Origin of the sequence: Micromonospora sp. NBRC 110038 (assembly GCF_020884815.1) — a bacterium.
GTDB lineage: Bacteria > Actinomycetota > Actinomycetes > Mycobacteriales > Micromonosporaceae > Micromonospora > Micromonospora haikouensis.
Genome location: NZ_BBOL01000007.1, coordinates 296,087 through 315,871 on the forward strand (window position 1 = coordinate 296,087; position 19,785 = coordinate 315,871).

The 19,785-nt window shown below is 77.6% G+C and carries 11 protein-coding genes; 1 reads left to right on the plus strand and 10 read right to left on the minus strand.

Annotated elements, in window-relative coordinates; translation table 11 throughout:
* Positions 1-43 precede the first annotated feature (43 nt).
* A complete protein-coding gene (locus tag LPU61_RS24135) occupies positions 44-1,192 on the plus strand; it encodes an acyl-CoA dehydrogenase family protein (RefSeq protein ID WP_229406254.1) in 1,149 nt (382 codons plus the stop codon).
* 12 nt (positions 1,193-1,204) lie between these two features.
* Here LPU61_RS24135 and LPU61_RS24140 read toward each other — a convergent pair whose 3' ends face one another.
* The 10 genes from LPU61_RS24140 to LPU61_RS24185 form a co-directional block, all read right to left on the minus strand.
* Complete coding sequence (locus tag LPU61_RS24140) at positions 1,205-1,843, minus strand: TetR/AcrR family transcriptional regulator (RefSeq protein WP_043963079.1); 639 nt, start codon at positions 1,841-1,843, stop codon at positions 1,205-1,207.
* Positions 1,844-1,941: 98 nt separating this feature from the next.
* Complete coding sequence (locus tag LPU61_RS24145; protein WP_043963078.1) at positions 1,942-2,676, minus strand: SDR family oxidoreductase; 735 nt, start codon at positions 2,674-2,676, stop codon at positions 1,942-1,944.
* Positions 2,677-2,825: 149 nt separating this feature from the next.
* Entirely contained in the window at positions 2,826-4,718 is a 1,893-nt protein-coding gene (locus tag LPU61_RS24150) for an SWIM zinc finger family protein (protein WP_229406232.1), read from the minus strand.
* Entirely contained in the window at positions 4,715-8,389 is a 3,675-nt protein-coding gene (locus tag LPU61_RS24155) for a DUF5682 family protein (protein ID WP_229406233.1), read from the minus strand. The genes LPU61_RS24150 and LPU61_RS24155 overlap by 4 nt, the downstream gene beginning before the upstream one ends.
* Entirely contained in the window at positions 8,386-9,579 is a 1,194-nt protein-coding gene (locus LPU61_RS24160) for an AAA family ATPase (protein WP_229406234.1), read from the minus strand. Before LPU61_RS24160 ends, LPU61_RS24155 begins: the two co-directional genes overlap by 4 nt.
* A gap of 81 nt (positions 9,580-9,660) precedes the next feature.
* The gene (locus LPU61_RS24165) at positions 9,661-14,631 is read right to left on the minus strand and encodes a hypothetical protein (RefSeq protein ID WP_229406235.1); all 4,971 of its coding nucleotides are present in this window, start codon (positions 14,629-14,631) and stop codon (positions 9,661-9,663) included.
* Positions 14,628-15,485 (minus strand): DUF4132 domain-containing protein, encoded by an 858-nt coding sequence (locus LPU61_RS24170; protein WP_043963075.1) that lies wholly within the window; start codon positions 15,483-15,485, stop codon positions 14,628-14,630. The genes LPU61_RS24165 and LPU61_RS24170 overlap by 4 nt, the downstream gene beginning before the upstream one ends.
* Positions 15,486-15,593: 108 nt before the next feature.
* A complete protein-coding gene (locus LPU61_RS24175; RefSeq protein WP_043963074.1) occupies positions 15,594-17,795 on the minus strand; it encodes a peptidase domain-containing ABC transporter in 2,202 nt (733 codons plus the stop codon).
* Positions 17,753-18,745 carry a TIGR04500 family putative peptide maturation system protein gene (locus LPU61_RS24180; RefSeq protein ID WP_229406236.1) on the minus strand — a complete coding sequence of 331 codons (993 nt, stop codon included), beginning with the start codon at positions 18,743-18,745 and terminating at the stop codon, positions 17,753-17,755. Before LPU61_RS24180 ends, LPU61_RS24175 begins: the two co-directional genes overlap by 43 nt.
* Entirely contained in the window at positions 18,742-19,755 is a 1,014-nt protein-coding gene (locus LPU61_RS24185; protein WP_043963072.1) for a RimK family alpha-L-glutamate ligase, read from the minus strand. The genes LPU61_RS24180 and LPU61_RS24185 overlap by 4 nt, the downstream gene beginning before the upstream one ends.
* Between the last annotated feature and the right edge of the window lie 30 nt (positions 19,756-19,785).

Below are 19,785 nucleotides of genomic sequence, written 5' to 3' on the forward strand. Positions count from 1 at the left end.
ATGGTATTCTGCCGCGACAGGCTGTCCGACGAGGGGGTTCGTGGTGTTCGAGGCGTACCAGTTGCCCGAGGAGCACGCGGAGGTGCGGGCGGCCGTCCGCGCGGTGTGCGACGCCAAGGTCGCGCCCCACGCGGCCGAGGCAGACGAGACCGGCCAGTTCCCGCAGTCCTCCTACGACGCGCTGCGCGCCGCCGACTTCCACGCCCCGCACGTACCCGCCGAGTACGGCGGCGCCGGGGCCGACGCCCTCGCCACCGCGATCGTCATCGAGGAGGTCGCCCGCGCCTGCGCCTGCTCCTCCCTCGTCCCGGCCGGCAACAAGCTGGGCACCATGCCGCTGCTGCTGGCCGCCGACGAGCAGCTCAAGCAGCGCTACCTCCCGCCGGTGGCCCGGGGCGAGGCCATGTTCTCCTACTGCCTGTCCGAGCCGGAGGCCGGCAGCGACGCGGCGAGCATGCGCACCCGCGCGGAGCGCGACGGCGACACCTGGGTGCTCAACGGGGTCAAGCGGTGGATCACCAACGCCGGGCTGAGCGAGTTCTACACGGTGTTCGCCGTCACCGACCCGACCGCGCGCTCCCGGGGCATCTCCGCGTTCGTGGTGGAGCGCACCGACCCCGGGATCAGCTTCGGCGCTCCCGAGCGGAAGCTGGGCATCAAGGGCTCGCCGACCCGCGAGGTCTACTTCGACGACTGCCGCATCCCGGCCGACCGGATCATCGGCGCGCCGGGCACCGGCTTCGCCACCGCGATGCGGACGCTGGACCACACCCGGGTCACCATCGCCGCCCAGGCCCTCGGCATCGCGCAGGGCGCGCTCGACCACGCGCTGGCCTACGTGCGCCAGCGCCGGCAGTTCGGCAGGGCGGTCGCCGACTTCCAGGGCGTCCAGTTCATGCTCGCCGACATGGGCATGTCGCTGGAGGCGGCCCGCCAGTTGACGTACGCCGCCGCCGGCCGGTCCGAACGCGGCGAGGCGGACCTGACCTACTTCGGCGCGGCGGCGAAGTGCTTCGCCTCCGACGTGGCCATGCGGGTCACCACCGACGCGGTGCAGCTGCTCGGCGGCTACGGCTACACCCGGGACTTCCCGCTGGAGCGGATGATGCGCGACGCCAAGATCACCCAGATCTACGAGGGCACCAACCAGGTGCAGCGTATCGTGATGGCCCGCCACCTCCTCGGCGGCTGACCCGTCCGGCGGTCAGGCGTAGAGGCCCTCCAGCACCATCGCGCTGAACTGCCGCGCCACCTCGTCGACGCTGAGCGGGCCGCCGACGTTGAGCCACTGGTACGCCCAGGCGCACATGCCGACCAGCCCGAACGTGGCGATGCGCGGGTCGACGTCGGAGCGGAACGCCCCCCGGGCGACGCCGTCGGCGATCATCCCGGCGAAGGCCGACTCCACCAGGCCCCGCTTGCGGGTCACCTCGGCGAACAGGTCGGCGGTGAGGTTGCGCCGCTCCTGGTAGAAGATCGTCACGTGCGCCCGGTACTCGGCGACGCTGGTCAGGCTGAACCGGATCAGCTCGGCCACCCGCACCTTCGGGTCGTCGCTGCCGGCCTCGATCTTCGCGATCGCGGCGAGCTGCGCCTCCAGGTACTCCTCCTGGATGTGGCGCAGCAGGTCGTCCTTGCTCTCGAAGTGGTGGTAGAAGGCGCCCTTGGTGAGCTTGGCCCGGTCGGCGATCTCCTGCACCGACGTGCGGTCGAAGCCGCGCTTCTCGAACAGCTCCAGCGCGCTGGCGATCAACGACTTGCGGGTGTTCTCCGGGTCGTAGCCGTCGGGCCACCGCTGCCGGCGACGGGTCGACTCCGGCCGGTTGGACGTGGCACGCGCCATTGGTGGCCTCCTATCCCCTGCACAGCCCCACAATGCTACCGTCCGGTCGGAAGGAATGGGGTACGCGGCCCGGGGCGGTTCGCGCCGCGCCCCGTCGGTCAGGCCGCGCCCCCGTTGACGTACACCACCTGACCGTTGATCCAGCGGCCCGGGCCGGCCAGGAATGCCACCACCTCGGCGGTGTCGGCCGGGTCGCCGAGCCGCCCCATCGGCGACATCGCCGCCATCGCGGCGATCGTCTGCTCGTCCTTGCCCGCCAGGAACAGGTCCGTGCCGGTGGCGCCCGGCGCGACCGCGTTCACCGTGACGTCACGCCCGCGAAGCTCCCGGGCCAGGATCAACGTGATCGCGTCCACCGCCGCCTTGCTGGAGGCGTACGCGGCGTAGCCGGGCATGGACAGCCGGGGTGTCGTGCTGGAGATGTTGACCAGCGCGCCGCCGGGCCGGATCCGGCGGGCCGCCTGCTGGTCGACCACGAAGGTGCCCCGCACGTTGACGCGGTGCACCCGGTCCAGCTCCGCCAGATCCAGCTCGGTCACCGGGGCGTGCGACGCCACCCCGGCCGAGTGCACGACGACGTCGATCCCCCCGTACGTCCGCTCGGCGACGTCGAACAGCTCCGCCACCGCCACCTCGTCGGCGACGTCGGCCGGCACCGCGACGGCCTCCCCACCGGCGGCGACGATCGCCGCCACGACCTGCTCCGCCGCGACCTTGCCGGTGGCGAAGTTGACCACCACCGCGAAGCCGTCCGCCGCCAGCCGCTGCGCGACCTGCCGGCCGATGCCCTGGGAACCGCCGGTCACGATGGCGACACGCTGCGGGACGGTCATGACGATTCTCCTGGTCCTCGCGGGGCCGGGACGGCGACGCCGCCCCCGGAGATCGAATTAGATCAAACGGCGTACGTCAAGCGCCGCCCCCACGGTCGCCCCGCACCAGGCGCCGTGGGGGCGGCAGTCCACGCCGGCTCACCCGTGGATCAGCCGGCCGCCGGTGCCACCCAGGAGGACCGGATCAGCTCCCGCTCGGTGGCGGCGAGGTGGGCGGTCGCGGCGAGCCAGGCCCAGGCGTACCGGTCCGGGTCGGGGTCGGTGAGCCGCCCGAACGCGTCCCGGCCGCGCCGGTCCGACTCCGCCACCAGCGCCGACGCCACCGCGGCGGCGGTGGTGAAGCCGGCCCGGCGCAACGGCACCGCCAGCGAGGCGGCCTCGTCGCGGGCCGCCTCGGCCACCGCCCGGCGGCCACCCGAGACGGCCAGCTCCACCAGCCGACGCACCCGCCACAGCGGGGACTCCGCGACCGCGTCGACGGCCGGCGCCGACTGCGCCGGGCCGGCCTGCGCGCGGGGCGGCAGGTGCGAGCCCTGGATCTGGTCGTAGCCCAGGTCCGCCCGCCCGTGCCACTCGGGCGGCAGCCGCAGGGTCTCGGTGGCACCCGGCACCGCGCCGACCGCGAGCGGGCGCAGCGTGCCGGCCCGGTCGGGGTCCAGCCGGCCGACCACCCGGATCCGCAGGCCCGGCCAGGACGCCAGCCGCCGCAGGTTGGCCACGTGCGCCAGCGCGGGGTGCGGGTTGGCCGGCACCAACCGGATCACCGGCCCGTCCGGCACCGGCGCCCGGTCCGCCCCCGCGTCGGGGGCCAGCTCGCGGGCCAGCACCTGGTCGCCGACCGCGCCGACCACCACCAGGTCGGCGCCGAGCAGCGCCGTGCCGGCCCGACCCGGATCGGCCGGGTCGTCGACGGCGAGCTGCCCGGACACCACCTCCGCCAGCGGCCGGGCGAACAGCTCCGCCAGCGCGCCGCTGGACCAGTCGGCCCCGGTGAGGGGGGTGGCTCGGACCCCCGCGCCGGCACCGAGCCGGCCGTCCGGGGAGACCGTGGTGCCGGTGATCCGCAGGCCACCCCGGGCCAGCGCCGCGTGGTCGACCGAGACCGCGCCCATCTCCGTGACCGCGTGGGCGCAGTCCCTGGCGCGATTCGGGCCGCCCGGCTTCACGTCGGCGAACGAGAGCCGACGGCCGTCGGCGGCGACCAGGTGGGTGACCACGCCGGCGTAGCCGGTCGCGCTGATCACCGGTTCGCGGCAGACGCCGTACACCTCCAGCGTGCCGTCCGGCTCGTAGGCCCGCCGGAGCACCCCGACCAACGCCGGATCGGGATCGCCGGCGGCGAGCCGACCCGCCGCGTACAGCAGGTCGTGCAGCACCTCGACCAGGTCGGCGAGCCGGTGGCCGGTCTGCCGGGACCGGTGCGCGCGCAGGCCGCGCACCAGGCGCAGCGCGGCGGCCTCGGCGCGCGGCAGGCCGGCCAGGCGGGCCCCGTGCGCGGCGCGCAGCAGGTCGGCCTGGCCGACCGCGCCGGCGGCCGGGACACCGGAGGCGAGCACCGCGGCGGCGGCCCGCCACAGCGCGCCGGCGGCGGCCCGCTGCGCCTTCGTCGGCGCGCCGCCGGCGGCGGCCGGGCCGGTCGCGCCCGCCCGCCCGGCCCTGCTGGCCCGCCCGGCGCCGTCCGGAGTGGCCGGCGCGGCGGGTGCCGGATCGGGGTGGCTGGCCGGGTCGGCGACCGGGCAGGCGGCCAGGACCGCCGCGAGGTGCAGGCAGCGGGGTGCCAGCAGGCAGGAGCACCGGGCCTGCTCCGGGCCGGTGACCGCGCCGGTCGGGCCGGGCCGCAGGACGACCAGGGCCTCCGGCCCACAGTCGACCGACACGCCGCCGTCGACCTGGCCGACCGGCAGCGCGGCCAGCCGCTCGACGGTGGCGTCCAGCCGCCGGCGCAGCCGCGACGGCAGGGCCGCCACCGCCGCGGCGGCGACCGCCGGCGACACCGGCGGCAACCGGTCCGCGGCCACGGCGGTGGGGGTACGGTTCGTCAACGTGATCCTCCCCGGACACGGTCGCCCACCCAACGGGCGAGTTCGAGCGGGCTGAGCGCGGCGACCGGCATCCCGGCCGCGACGAGCTGCTCGGCGACCGGCACCGAGTAGCAGGGCATCCCCCGGTCGTTGAGCGCGGCGCAGCCCAGCAGGTGCACGCCGGCCGACGCCAGGGTGCGGACCTCGCCGAGCAGCCCGGCCAGCGGGTAGCCCTCCTCGAAGTCGCTGACCACGGCGACGATGGTGCGGCTCGGCACGGTCACCAGCGAGCGGGCGTGGGCCAGCCCGGCGGCGATGTGCGTGCCGCCGCCGACACGCACCTCCAGCAGCAGCGACAGCGGGTCGTCGACCCGGTCGGTCAGGTCGACCACCTCGGTGGAGAAGGCGAGGAAGTGGGTCGACAGGGTGGGCACCCCGGCCAGCACGGCGGCGGTCAGCGCCGACCACACCACCGACGCCTCCATCGAGCCGGACACGTCGACCACCAGCACCAGCCGCCAGTCGGCCTCCCGGCGGGTGCGGGTGTGGAACACCGGGCGCTGCGGCACGACCACCGTCCGGCCGTCGCCGAGCCGCCGGGTGTGCGCCAGGTTCGCCCGCAGCGTACGGGCGAGGTTGATCCGCCCGCCGGGGCGGCGGGTCGGGCGCGGGCTGGTCAGCCCGGTCAACGCCGGCCGCGCCTGGTTGGCCAACCGCGCGGTCAGCTCCTCGACCAGTCGCCGCACCAGGGGCCGCAACGCGGCCAGCTTCGCCTCGGGCAGGCCGCCCACCAGCGACAGCACCGAGGCCAGCAGCTCCACCGAGGGACGCACCGAGGCCGGGTCGAGTTCGCTGAGCACGTCGGTGCGGCCGTTCTCGGCGGCCCGGGCGATGACCTCCTCGCGCACCGTCGTGCCGAACAGCGCCTCCAGTTCGTCGGCCCACTCGCGGGCCGTCGGGAAGGCGGGCTCCTGCCCGCCGCCGCCCGAGGGGCCGAGGTCGATGCCGCCCTCGCCGCGCCCCGCCCCGTACAACTCGTCGAGGGCGCGGGCGTAGCGGCGGGCGTCGGCCGGCAGCCGGTCGGGTTGCCGGCCGAGCAGCAGCCGCCACCGGTCGGTCGGGGTCAGCCCGCCGCCCGGCGCAGCCGCCGCCCGGTCCCCGCCGCCGACGGGGGCGTCAACGGCACCGGCGTCCGGGCCCGGGAGCGGCAGGGCGCGGGCGAGCAGCACGGCCCGGCCGGCCGCGTCGGCCGCGGCCCACCGGGCCAGCAGCTCGGGCGGGGCGGACAGGGACAGGTCGAGCCGGTCGCCCAGTCGTTCGGCGACGGTGTCCAGCAGCCGCTCCCGGGCCGCCGGGGTGAGCGCGTCGAACCCGCCCCGCAGCGCGGGCAGCCGGTCCAGGAACTCGGAGTCGGTGAGTCGTTCGACCCGGTCCAGCAGCGGGTCCAGCGCGGCGGGCGCGGACTGCAGCAGCGGGTGCGCGGCGGTGAGCAGGCCACCGAGCAGCCGGTGCAGGTGCCGTCGCGTGTCCGGCCCGGTGGCCGCGTCGACCCAGCCGGCCACCCGGGTGCCCAGGGTCGCCAGGTCGGTCAGGTCGAGCAGCACCCGGGCGGCCAGGGCGGCGCCCTGCATCAGCGCCGAGCCCGACCGGGTCAGGTCGTCGAGGGCGGCGTCCAGACGCAGGCCGATCCGGTCCTGCCCGGCCCGCACGGCGAGGTCGACCAGGGCGGCCGCGTCGTCCGCGGCGTCGCTGCCGGCCAGGCCGGGCAGCCCGCGCACCGCCGCGTCCAGCAGCACGACGGCCAGCTCGGCCGCCCGGTCCCGGCTCGCGGCCGTGGTGCCGGGCAGGTGTTGCCGGCGCAGCGCCTCCAGCAGGTCCAGCGCGGCCAGCAGCTCGGGCAGCGTGCCGGTGGCGGGCAGCACGGCGGCGGCCAGGTCGAGCCGGTCGGCGACCAGCTCGGGCAGGTCGCACCGGGCGGCGTCGCGGAGCCCGGCGAGCAGCTGCGCGGCGGTGGGCCCGCCGTCGGCGACCTCGCGGCGGAACCGCTCCCGCAGCGTGCCGGTCGCGGCCAGCGCCGCGGTGACCCCGCGCACGCCGACCAGGTCCAGGCGGGCCGCCACGGACGGGGTCCAGGCCAGCTGCCAGCGGGTGGTCAGGGCGGCCCCGTCGCCGGTGCCGGTCACCGCGACGGGTTCGCCGTAGCCGACGCCGCAGACGTGCAGGCGGTGCAGCAGGACCTCCCGCCGCCGGTCCAGGTCGGTGCGCAGCGGGTCCAGGCGGACCTCGCGGGCCTTCGGGCTGTCGGGGTGGGGCAGGCGCAGCGCGGCCAGCGCCGCCTCGACCGCCGGGCCGAGCCCGGAGCGGGGCGTGCCGGGGGCCGTCCGGCCCCGGTCGGCGCCGACCAGCACGGTCTCCAGCGCGCGGGCCAGGGCGCGGCCCCGGCCGAGCAGCTCGCCCTGGCCGAGCACGGTGGTGACCGCCTCCAGCACCTCGCCCCGGCCGGGGGCGGGCAGGCCGCGCAGCCGGGCCAGGTCGTCGGCGAGCCGCACCGCCTCGGCGGCCTCGCCGGTGCCGGCGGTGTGCCCGGCCGCGCGCAGCTCCCGGCACACGTCGGTGACGGCGCGGGCGGCGGCGGCCCGGATCCGGTCCGGGTCACCGGCGGCGGCGAGGACGGCCTGCTGCCAGCGCGGGTCGCGGATCCCGGCCGGGTAGCCGGACCGGGAGTCGAGCAGGTCGAACGCGTAGGGCACCAGCGAGGTGGCGACGGCGTCGCCGGGTGGGGCCGTCGACCGGTCGGCCGCCCCGCCCAGCGGGCCGCCGGTCGACCGGGCCGGGCCGCCGGTGGCGGGGCCGGCGTGCCCGGCGGCGTCGGGCGCGAGCAGGGCCGGGGCGTGGAAGGCGCCGACGACGGCGGCGACCCGCCGGCCGTCCGCGCCCGCGTCGGCCAGCACCCGGCGCATGTGCTCCTCGCGGGCCAGGTCCCGCGCCGGCACGCCCTCGTCGCCGGCGCTGTCGGCGCGCATCGCCCAGCCCACCCCGAGGGCGGCCCGGCGCACGGCCTCCGGCGAACAGCCCGGGGCGCGTACCTCGACCACCCGGTCCCACATGTCGTCGCCGTCGCGGCCGGTGCCGCTGGCGCCGAGCCCGGCGGCGTAGCGCGCCGGGCGAGGGCCGGGCACGCCCTGGTCCGCGTCGGCACCGCCGACGGTCGTCGGGTCCGCGCCGGTGGCCGCCCCCGTGGCCGTCCAGCCGGGATCGGCCAGCGGCAGGTCGCAGCAGATCACCTCGACGCCGCGCTGCCGGGCCCAGCGGATCGCCGCCAGCTCCGGGGAGAAGTCGGCGAACGGGTAGAAGCCCATCGGCCCGTCCGCGCCGTGGCTGCCGACCACGGCCAGCGGCGCCCGGGCGGCCGGGTCGGACAGGTACGGCAGCCAGTGCTGGAAGTCCGCCGGCAGCTCGACGGCGACCACCTCGGCCCCGGCGGCGTCCAGCAGGGCGGGGACCACCGACGCCAGGGCGGGGCTGTGGTGCCGCACCCCGATCAGGTAGGGCCGCGCCGAGGCGGCGAGGGCGTCGACCACGGCGCGCGGGTCGGCGGCCGACAGGTCGGTCGCGGCCGGGCCGCCTGCCGGCGGGTCGAGCACGGCCGGTGCGCCGGCCGGGCCGGCGGGTTCGCGGGACGGTGGCGTCACCGCAGGCTCGCCCGCAGGTCCCAGAGCCGACGCCACATCGCCGAGCCGTCCTCGGCGCGGCGGCGGACCGGGCCGTCCCAGTAGCCGAGCAGCCGGGCGTGGTCGTTCTCGTCGTCCTTGCGGACCACCCCGAGCAGGTGCCCGGGGACCAGGTCGAGCGGGTCACCGCCGGGCAGGTACGCGGCGGCCAGCCCGAGCGACGCCGCCACCTGCACCGCCTCGGCGGTGGACATCACGGTGCCGGGCCGTTCCACGTCCCAGCCCTCGCCCGACCGGCCGGTGCGCAGGTCCCGGAACACCGTGATCAGGGCGTCGAGCACCGCGTCGTCCACCGTGTACGGCGCTCCGGCGCGCTCCACGGCGGCGGTGGCCTGCCGGCGGACCAGGTCGGTCTCGGTGCCCGCGTCGGCGATCGGGTGGACCGTCTCGAAGTTGAACCGGCGCTTGAGGGCCGAGGACATCTCCGACACGCCCCGGTCGCGCAGGTTGGCGGTGGCGATCACGGTGAACCCGGGCGTGGCGCGGATCAGGCCGTCCCCGGTGCCGGACAGCTCCGGCACGTTCATCCGCCGGTCGGACAGGATGGACACCAGGGCGTCCTGCACCTCGGGCAGGCAGCGGGTGACCTCCTCGATCCGGGCCACCCGGCCGGTGCGCATCGCGGTCAGCACCGGCGAGTCGACCAGGGCCTGGGGGGTGGGGCCCTGGGCGAGCAGCAGCGCGTAGTTCCAGCCGTACCGGAAGGCGTCCTCGGTGGTGCCGGCGGTGCCCTGCACGGTCAGGGCGCTCGTGCCGCAGATGGCGGCGGCCAGCAGCTCCGAGAGCATCGACTTGGCGGTGCCGGGCTCGCCGACGAGCAGCAGGCCCCGCTCGCCGGCCAGGGTGACCACGCACCGCTCGACCAGGCTGCGCTCGCCGACGAACTTTCCGGCGATGGTCATGCTCGCCGGCAGCTCCACGCCGCCGAGGCGGTTACGCCGGTCGGCCGGCAGCGACAGCGCCTCGCCGTCGCTGCCCCGGATGAAGGTGACCACGGCGCGCGGGGTCAGCGCCCAGCCCGGCGGCCGGGCCCCGTCGTCGTACGCGGCCAGGAAGGCCAGCTCGTCGGCGTACCGCTGCTCGGCGGAGAGCACCTGGGCGGCGGCGTTGTCCGGCGCCGCGGTGGGGCGGACGTGTTCCGTCACGGTCACGGGGGTTCCTCGATCTTTCACTGGTGTCGGACGTGCGGGAGGTCGGTGGTGGGGCCGGCGGCCCCACCACCGACGCGGGGATCAGCGCGGGGCGCGGGTGGCCGGGGCGTCGAGGCGGGGCGGGTCGCCGTCGCACGACCGCCGCCAGGCCCGCCGGTACAGGTCGGCGACCGGCTCGCCGGGCACGGTGACGCCGAGCGCCGCCGTGCCGTCGGGGCCCAGGTCGAACAGGGTGGCCTTCCAGCCCTCGATGGGGGCCTGCCCGCCGCCGCGGGCCAGCCACGGGCCGGGCAGGAACAGCGACCGGCCGGCCCGGGGCCGGCTGGCGGCGACGACCAGGTCGGTGCCGGCCAGCTCGGCGCGGGCGGCCTTGAGCCGGGCCGGCTTCCAGCCGGTCCACGCCGCCGTGTTGCGGTCGGTCGGGTCCGGCATGGCCAGCAGCATCAGGTACACCGCCGCCGCGTCGGCGCCCAGGCCGTGCGCCGCGACCACCTCGGCGACCAGGTCGGGCACGGACCGGGTCGGGTCCTGCGGCCACCACGTCCCGTCGGCGGCCCGCTCGCCGCCGGCCGGGTCGCCGGGATCGGCGAGCAGCGCCTCGAACCGCGGGTCGCGGACCAGCCGCAGGGCCACCTCCATCGGGTACGGCCGGGCCGCGTCGTAGCGCAGCGTCGGCAGGTACGGGTCCGTCCCGTCGGCGTCGAGCAGGTCCGGCCGCAGCGCGGGCGAGGGCTGGTCGTCGTGGGTGGCCAGCATGATCGCGCCGTAGCGCTCCCAGCCCGGCCCGGTCTCCGACGGGGTGCCCGCCACCTGGCGGAAACTGGGCAGGGAGACGTACCGGTCGAGGTCGAGCAGCAGCTCGGGGTTGGCCAGCCGGTCCCGGATCGCGGCCAGGGCGGCCGGCAGCGCGGCCCGGCACGCGTCGCCGGCCGGCGTGTGGTGGGCGACCCAGGCGGTCAGGGCGACCGTCGAGGTCAGCACCGCGCCGGTGAAGCCGGTGGCCCGCTCGTCGACCGGCCGGGCCCGGTCGCCGCTGATCCGGAAGGCCAGGTCCGTGCTCAGCTCGACCGACCGGGCCGGGTCGAGCAGCGCCGGCAACGCCTGGGCGGGGCTCCAGGCCGCGCGGACCGCGCGCACCGCCGCGGCGAGCAGGTGCTCGGGCACCACGACCCGGCGGCCGAGGGCAGCGTTCCAGACCGCCGCCGCCGCGTCGACGTCCGGCCCGTCGGTCCACAGCCGGCCCGGGTCGGCGGGCAGCAGGGCCGCGACCACGGCCCGGCGCAGCGGCGCAGCGGCCTCGTTGAGCACGCCGAAGGCCAGCTTGACCTCGCCGACCTGCCGGATGCCGAGCGCCCGGCGGGCCTCGACCGGCACGGGGGTAGCCGAGTCCGCGTGCGGCAGGCCGGCCAGCACCAGCTTCGCGGCGGTGGGGGTGACGCCGGTCAGCTCGGCGAACCGCTCGGCCGCCTCCGGCCGCCACGGCAGCGGGCCCCGCGCGGCCCACTCGGTGCGGAAGCGGGCCAGCCAGCCGGCCGGCCGGTCGTCGCCGACCGGGGTCGCGGAGTCCACCGTGTACGGCTCGGGCACGGCGAACACGCCGGCCGGGTCGTGGTACAACGCCTCAAGGTGGTAGCCGGTGCGGGTGCCGCTGGCGGTGAGGACGGCGAGGAACGCCCCGCCGGGCAGCGGCAGGATGCCCGCCCGGGGGCGGCGGCGGTTGCCCTGCGCGTCGAGCAGGTCGTCGTCGAGCAGGTGCAGCCGCAGCCGACGCCACCGGGCGGGCGTGCCGGCCGTGGTCAGGTCGAGCCGGTCGAGTGCGGTGAGCAGGTCGGCCAGGTCCTCCCGCTGCTCGTCGGGGGTGACCGCAACGACGGCCCGGTAGGCGACGGCCGCGACGCCGTCGAGCACCGGCCACCAGTGCAGGGCGCCGGGCAGCGCCGGCCCGTCGATGTGCAACCGCACGGCGGGATCGACGCCGCCGGGCGCGGAGCGCTGGGCGTCCAGCGCCTGGAACTGGGTGAAGGCGTGGGCCAGGTCGGCCTCCCCGTAGACCGTGCCGCGCAGCCCGTCGAGCGCCGCGCTGAGCCGCCGGTCGGTGGGGCCGGCGGCGGTCGCCGCCGGGGCCTGCGCCGGGGCGGACAGCGCCCGGGTGAGCCGCTCGGTCGCCGCGTCCAGGTCGGTGCGGACGCGGGCGGCCAGCCGCAGCACCCCGGCGACCCCGGCGAGCAGCGCGTCGTGGCTGATCGCCGGCACCGCCGACCGGATCAGCGCGACCAGCGGGTCGGGGGCGGGCGCGGCCTGCCCGCCGGTCGGCGCCGGTGCGGCCGGGCCGGGCCGGCCGGCGCCCGTCCGGTTCGCCGCCGGGTCGGCCAGCAGGGCGCGTCGTTCGTCGACGGCGGCCACGAGCAGGGCGGCGACGGCGTCGCGGTCGATCCGGCGCAGGGCGGCGGAGCCGGCCGGGTCCCGGGGCAGCAGGTTGCCGAGGAAGTCCGGGCCGGGCAGCGGCACCGCGCCCGGGGTGTAGTCCCGGCCGGACTCCCCGGCCACGGCCGAAGCGACGCCGTCCGGGTCGAGCAGGGCGAGGTTGCCGAGCACGGCGCGGGGCCGGTCGTCGCCGGGCAGCACCAGCGCGGCGATCGGCTCCTGTCCCGCCGGCACGGTGACGGCGCGGCCGGCCAGGTCCTCGCCGCGCACGGAGCCGTCGGGCCGGGTGACGACCCGCCAGCCGAGCAGGCCGTCCACCGGCGCGGCGGCCGGGGTGGCCTGCGGCGACAGGGCGGGCCGCAGCCAGCTCGTCCGCTCCGTGAGGCGCTCCTCGGCGGGCAGGTCGGCCAGGAACCGGGGCAGGCTGCGCCGGCCGTGGCCGCCGCTGGCCGGGTCGTACTCGCGCCAGCCGCGGTCGCCGTCGTCGTCCCTGCGGTAGACCCAGTGCGTGGTGCCGTCGGTGATGACCGGCAGCTCGTCGGGGACGGCGGTGTCCCCGGCGTGCAGCACGCCGCCGCCGGTGGTCCGCCCGCCGCCGGCCAGGGGCAGGGTGATCGTGTTGCGTCGCGGCTGGCTGCCGCGGGTGCGGCCCTGGAGGGGCTGCGGCTCGTCGGGGGCGGAGTGCCAGTAGCCGCGCAGGTTGTAGTCGAGCTCCTGGGAGCGCCAGAAGACCAGCAGACGGCCGTCGACGTAGTGGTAGCCGGGCTCGCCCCACCGGTCGCCGGCGGGGATGCGCAGGTCGTGGCGGAGCACGATGCCCTCGGGGCCGATGACGCGGACGGTGGTCGGGCCGCCGAGGATCGCGTAGGGCCACGCCTCCTGCCAGGTCGTCTCGACCCGGTGGTCGCCGCCGGTCACCTCCTGCCAGGCCGTCTCCCACTCCGGCCAGCCCAGCTCGTCGAAGATGCCGCCGCGCAGGCTGGCGGCTACCTGCTCGGCGAGGTCTACGCCGAGGGCCCACCCGAGGTCGCCACCAGGGCCGGCGTCGATCCCGTCGGCGTCGTCGGTGACCAGCCGCAGCGCCTCGGCCGGGAGCCCGCCCAGCCAGCCCACCGACTCCCGCAGGTAGGGCAGCCCGGCGGTGAACCGGTCACGGACGCGGCCCCGCAGCCAGTCGGCCAGCAGCGGCCGCAGGCCCGGCGTGTCGGCCAGCCGGCGCAGCGTCTCCGACTCGTTGTCGAGCCGGGCCAGCCCCCGGCGCAGGGGCTCGGTGAACCGGTCGTCGCCGGCCAGCGCGCGCAGGTCCCGTTCTCCCCCGGAGCTGGCCCACTGCGCCAGGTCCAGGGTCTCGCGCTGCCGCGGCGCGGCGACCGGCAGGTCGAGGGCGAGCAGCAGGTCCAGCAGGTCCAGGTCGTCGCCGATGGCGAGGGGCTCGCCGCTGTCGGCCAGCTCGGCGCGCAACCGGTCGGCCATCCGTTCGACCAGCGGATACAGCGCCGGAAGCCGAGGGGGACGGTAGCTGGAGGTGGCCCGGTCGAGGAAGCGGCGCAACCACCCGGCGGCGCCGTCGCGGGGGCGGGCCGCGTCCGGCACGTCGGGGTCGGAGAGCCCGGCGAGGGCGCCGGTCTCGGTCAGCAGGGCCAGCCAGGAGACCAGGTCGTCCCGGTCGGTGGGCATCAGGTCGAGCAGGTTGCCGCGCACCGCCGGCTCCCGGCCGGCCAGCGCCGCCACCGCCGGCAGGTGCGCCCGCCACCAGCCGGCCGGCGCCCCGGCGACGGCGGGCAGCCGGAGCAGCTCGGTCAGGTAGGCGGCCACCCGGTCGGCGGCCCCGGCGTCGGCCTTGCCGGCGGCCCGGGCCAGCCGGTTGACCGCGGTGGCCGACTGGGTGGACGGCACCACGCCGGCGGTGGCGGCCCGCAGCGCCAGCCGGCAGAACCGGTCCAGGGCCTCGCCGGGCGGCAACTGGGCGGACAGCTCCCGCGCGTAGCCGGCCAGCGCGGCACCGGACACCACCTTGGCGGACGCGAACTCCAGGTAGACCTCGTCGAGCCGGTTCAGGTCGATGGGCAGGCCGTGCTGCGCCTCCGCCCGGCGGGCCTTGTTGAACAGCTGCGTCGCGTAGGTGTCCTGCCCGGCGGCCAGGAACACCCGCGCCGCCTGCTCGAAGAACGTCGGCAGCACGTGCGGCAGCGTGCGGGCGAACCGCTCGGCGACGGCCAGGTGCCCGTCCAGGGCGGCCTTGGGCCGGGACCGGGCCTGCCGGGCGAGCTTGCGCAGCTCCGGCACCACCGCCAGGACGTGCCGGCCGTCGGCCGGGTGGTGGACCAGCACCCACTCGGGGAACGCCAACGGACGGCGGGGCCCGAGCCCGACGACGGCCGGCTCGGCGGCCGGGGCGAGGCCGAGGAAGCCCACGGCGGCGTCCTCGCCCTCGCCGAGGGCGGCGTCGACCAGCCGTACGACCGGCCGGTCGCCGAGGACCGGGTGCCCGTAGCTGCGGGCGGTCAGCGGCACCGCGAGATCGCCGGCCCCGGCGGCGCCGGTCGGCAGCACCGCCCCGGCGGCCAGCAGGCTCTCCGCCGACGGCGGGGCCGCGGTGGTGGTCGCGGTGGTGGTGGTCGCGGTCATGCCGTCCTCCCCGTGGTGGTCGCGGCGCCGGACAGGGCCGTGGCCATGCGCATCCCCTCCGACCAGGCGACCGGCCCGACCTCGGCCAGCCGCAGGGTCGGCCCGTCCACGACCGTCCAGGAGAGGCCGCCCAGCGTCGCCTCGGAGTCCCAGTAGTCCTCGTCGAAGCCCAGGGCGGCCTCGACCGTGTGGCCGTCCTCCCAGACGCGGCACCTGACCTGCGAGCCGGAGACCCGGAAGCCGAACGTGGCGGCCCGGACGGCCAACCGGTTGGGGACCTTCGTGCCCCGGAAGTCGGTGACGGTGGTGTCCCGGTCGGTCAGGGTCGCGGGCCGGGACCAGGTGCCCCGGTGCAGCTGCTCGACGCGCTGGGTGATGTCGAGTTCGTCGGCGAACTCGCGCAGGTCGGCCAGGGCGGGCAGGTGCGCCGGGTGGGGCAGCCGGGCAGTGCTCGGCGACAGCCGGACGGTCTCCCCGTCGAGGTCGACCATCCGCAGGTCGCCGCCGTCGGTGACGTCGCGCAGGAAGCCCGGCGCGGCCGGGTCGTCGCCGAGCACCACGAGGTCGCGCAGCGCGTCCCGCCAGGCCGGGTCCGGCCAGACCCGGGCCAGCAGCGCGGTCGGCACCGGCAGCGAGGACACCACCCAGGCGTCGACCCGGGCCAGGCACTCGGCGGCGTGCCGGTCAAGCCACTGGGCGAGCTGCCGCAGCCGGTCCACCTCCGGGTCGTCCCGCAACGCCTTGGGGAGGGTCTTCAGTGGACGCCCGGTGGCCCGTGGGCCGGCCGACCGGGCCGCCACCTTTCCGTCCACGAGGGAGATCTCGTACGAGTCTCCCACCGCTAGCCAGCCCATCAGGAACACCCTCCGCAATGGCGAAATCACCAGATTCCCCAAGGAATCCGTCATGATCGACGACGCACGGAGGCTAACAGTAGCGACCGACAAGATCGCTGAGGTCGGTCAGGGAGCGGTGCCGGACCAGGCCCGGGCGACGCCGCGAGCGGTTGTTGCGCCAGCCAGCCGGGCGAACGGGCCGCCGGCGGCCAGCAGCACCCCGGGCGGCCCGCACTCCACCAGCCGGCCCCCGTCGAGCACCAGCACCAGGTCGGCGTCGGCGACCGTGGAGAGCCGGTGCGCGATCACCACCCGGGTCATGGGCAGCGCGCGCAGGCCGGCCTCGACCGCCGCCTCGGTCACCGTGTCCAGCGCGCTCGTCGCCTCGTCCAGGATCAGCAGGGCGGGTTCGGCCAGCAGGGCCCGGGCGAGCGCGACCCGCTGCCGTTGCCCGCCGGACAGGCCGGCCCCGCCGTCGCCGAGGCGGGTATGCAACCCCATCGGCAGGGCCGCCACGTCGTCGTGCAGCGCGGCCAGCCGGATCGCGCGGGCGATCGCCGCGTCGGAGGCGTCGGGCCGGGACAGGGTCAGCGCCTCGCGCAGGGTGCCCGCGCCGACGTACGTCTCCTGCAACACCACGCCGATCTGCCGGCGCACCGAGGCCAGCTCCAGCGTGGTCAGGTCGACGCCGTCGAACCGGAGCTGGCCCTCCGTCGGCGCGTACAGCCCGGTCAGCAGGCCGACCAGGGTGCTCTTGCCGCTGCCCGAGCCGCCGACCACGGCGACCTTCTCCCCCGGCCGGAACACGGCGGTCACCCCCCGCAGCGCCCAGGGGGAGCGCCGGTCGTACCGGAAGCCCACCCCGGTGAGGGTGACCAGGCCGGTCAGCGCGGGCGCGGGCCGCCCCGGGGCGGGCTGTTCGACGGGGGCCTGGGCGATGTCGGCCAGCCGGTCCACCGTGGGCGTCAGCAGCGTGAACGACGGCAGCCGCTGCGCCAGCGCCACCGCCGGGGTGACCGCGGCGACCGCGAGCGCGGCCAGCCCGGCCGCCCGCCCGGGTGAGTCGGCCAGCCGGGCCGCCACCAGGAGCATGAGCACCGGGCTGGCCACCGACCACGCGGCGAGCAGCGCCTCCCCGACCGCCGACAGCCGGGCCAGCCGGTACGCCGCGTCGACGCCCCGGTCGAACGACTCCTGCCACCGCCGCAGCACCCGCCGCTGCGCCCCGGCGACCCGGATCGCCGCCATGCCCTGCAGCGCGTCGGTCAGCCGGGCCGCCTCCTCGCCCGAGGCCAGCAGCTCCTCCCGTTGCAGGGCGCTGGCGCGGCTGCCGATCCACGCCGCCGTGCCGACCTGCACGGCGATGACGCCGGCGGCCACCAGGCCCAGCAGCGGGGCCAGCACGGCCACCACGGTCAGGTAGCCGACGACCAGCAGCGCGTCGAGCGCCGTGGCCACCAGCGACGACGCCAGCAGGTCCCGCACGGAGCCGACCGCGCGCACCCGGTCGATCAGGTCGCCGGCCGAGCGGCGCTGGAAGTACCGGTAGACCACCTCGAACAGCCGGGTCACCGTGTCGACGCCGAGCCGGGTGCCGATGCGGCGTTGCAGGGCGGTCACGGCCAGTCCCCGCGCCAGCGACAGCGTGCCGGTGACCGCCGCGAGCGCGGCGACGGCGGCGAGCCACGACGCCTGCGGGGGCGTCGCGGCGTCGATGATGGCCGCCGTCGCCCACGGCACGGCCAGCCCCGCCACGGTGATCAGCAGCGACGCCGCGGCCAGCACGGCGAGCAGCCCGGTGTGCCGGCGGAGCACCGGCGCGAGCAGCTGGCGCACCGGCCCTGGGGTGGGGGTGACCGGCGGCGCGGGGCCGGCGGGCTCGGCCAGCAGCACCACCCCGGTCGAGCCGGCGCAGAACTGGGCGGGCGTCAGCCGCCGCCGCCCGACGGCCGGGTCGACGACGTCGACGCCGCGCCGGCCGACGCCTTCCACCACCACGTAATGGTCGCCGTTCCAGTGCGCCACCAGGGGCAGCGGCAGCTCCCGCAGACGGGTCGCGTCCTGCCGCAGGGCCGGCAGCGCGATCGCCCGGCAGCGTAGCCCGAACTCGTGCGCCGCGTCCCGCAGGTCGCGCAGGCTCAGTCCGTCGCGGCCGACGTCGAGGTGGGCCCGCAGCCTCGCCACGGGCACCGTCCGGCCCGACGCGGCCAGCAGCATGGCCAGCGCGCTGGGGCCGCAGTCGGTGGCGGCGACCTGGAGCACCACGGGCACCCGCCGCCGGCCGGTCACCGGGGTCGCGCCGTCCGGTCCCGGGGCAGCCAGAACCACTCGACGTCCGTGGCCGCCCGCCGGTCGGCCAGCCACTCGTCGAACACGGCCCGCTCGACCAGCGGCCGGACGGCGTCGTCCAGTTCGGCGGGCTCCCGGGCCACCACGACGGCCGTCACCGGCGTGCCGGCGACGACGGTCGGCACCGGCCCGCAGGCGGCGCGCACCTCCGGGGCCGCCGCGGTGGCGACCGTCCGCAGCACCCCGGCGGCCCGGCCGGCGCGCACCGCCCCGGCCACCGCCGCGAGGGCCGCCTCCGGTTCGGCGGGCAGCGCCGCGTCGGCGGCCCAGGCGACGACGAGGGTGTCGAAGTCCGACCGGTGCTGGGCGAACCAGGCCGGCAGCCGGTCGGCCACCACCCGCTCGCGCAGCCGGGCGACCGCCACCGTGTGGGCGACCAGGTCGGCGAAGTCCGCGGCGGACAACCCCCGCTCCGCCAGCCACCGCGCGGTCGACGCCGGGTCGAGCAGGCCCTTCGCCCGGCGGTACGCGTCGGCCGCCGCCTGCAGCTCGCCGTCGGTGACCTCCACGGGGTGCAGTTCCAGCTCGGCGGCGAGCACGCCGGTGTCGACCAGCCGGGCGAGCACGTCGTGGTCGTACCAGAGGAAGTCGAGCGCGGCCAGGGCCTCCCCCACCAGCAGCGTCCGGGTGCCGACCCGGACGAGGTGGTGTTCGGAGTGCCGGATCGCCCCGCGCAGCGGCCACGGCAGCGCCGGGGCCGGGCTGTACGCGACGGAGACCGTGCCGGCGGGCTCGCGCAGCAGCACGTCGAAGGAGACCGAGCCGTCGCTGCTCTCCTCGTCCCGCACGAGCGCGGGATCGGCCTGCGGCCAGCGGTGTCGCAGGGACGCGAGCCGGTGCTGCCCGTCGCGCAGGCTGGCCCGGGTGCGGGTCAGCTCCCGCGCCAGGGTGAGGGCCTCGTCGAGCAGGGCGGGGTCCAGGGTGCTCATGCGGCGGCTCCGGTGGTGGACGCGACCCCGGTGAGCAGGTCGACCACGGCTGCCGTGATGGGCAGCCCGGTCTCCTCCTCGACCCACAGGTACTGGCCGCTGGGATTGATCTCGATGTACACGTACCGGCCGTCGGGGGTGACGATCAGGTCCAGGGCGCCGTAGCACAGGCCGAGCGCGCGGGTCAGCGCCACGCAGCGCGCCGCCACGTCGGCGGGCAGGTCGTACGGGCTCAGCGGGGTGTTGCGGCCGTCCTGCCGCCGCCAGTCGTGGCGGGCGTGGTTGGAGCGCTGCGAGTCGATGGCCGCGGTGAACACCCGGTCGCCGACGACGGTGACCCGCAGCTCCACCTGTTTGGGCACGCGGGCCTGGGCGATGAACGGGCAGTGCCGTACCCCGTCGACGTGCCCGATGTCGCGGTGGGTGACCGGCTCGGTGAAGCGCATCAGCTCGTTGCCGATGTCGGTCAGGCCGACCTGCTTGGCGATCAGCCGGCCGCCGGTGTGGCCGAACAGGTCGAGCACGGCGGCCGGGTCGTTGCCGACCACGGTGGCCGGCACGTCGAAGCCGAGGCGCACCGCGAGCTGGAGCTGGCGGACCTTCTGCTGGGCCCGCAGGACCACCGGGCGGGGCGCGGGCAGGGTCGGCACCTCGGCGAGGGTCTCCCAGACGTCGCCGACGAACTGCCGGCTCTCCTCGGCCACGTACCGCGCGTACGGGTCGCCGAGGTGGGCGGGGGCGACCGGGTTGCCGGGGCGGCGGAACCAGACGGCCGTCACCGCGTCGAGGTCGACGACCTGCCGGGCGGCGGGGTCCGCGCCGGGGTCGGACGGGTCGGGGTGGCGCACGAGGGTACGGGTCAGCCGCCCGTCGCGGACGGCGACCGACAGCGACGCGCGGGCCGGCACGTCGGCCGGGTCGAAGCGGACCCAGGTCTCGCCGCGGCGGCGCAGCTCCACCTCGGCCGCGTCGGCGTGCACGTCGTCGGGGGCGGTCAGAATGAGGATCATGGAGGCTCCGGACGAGGTCGCCGCCGGTGG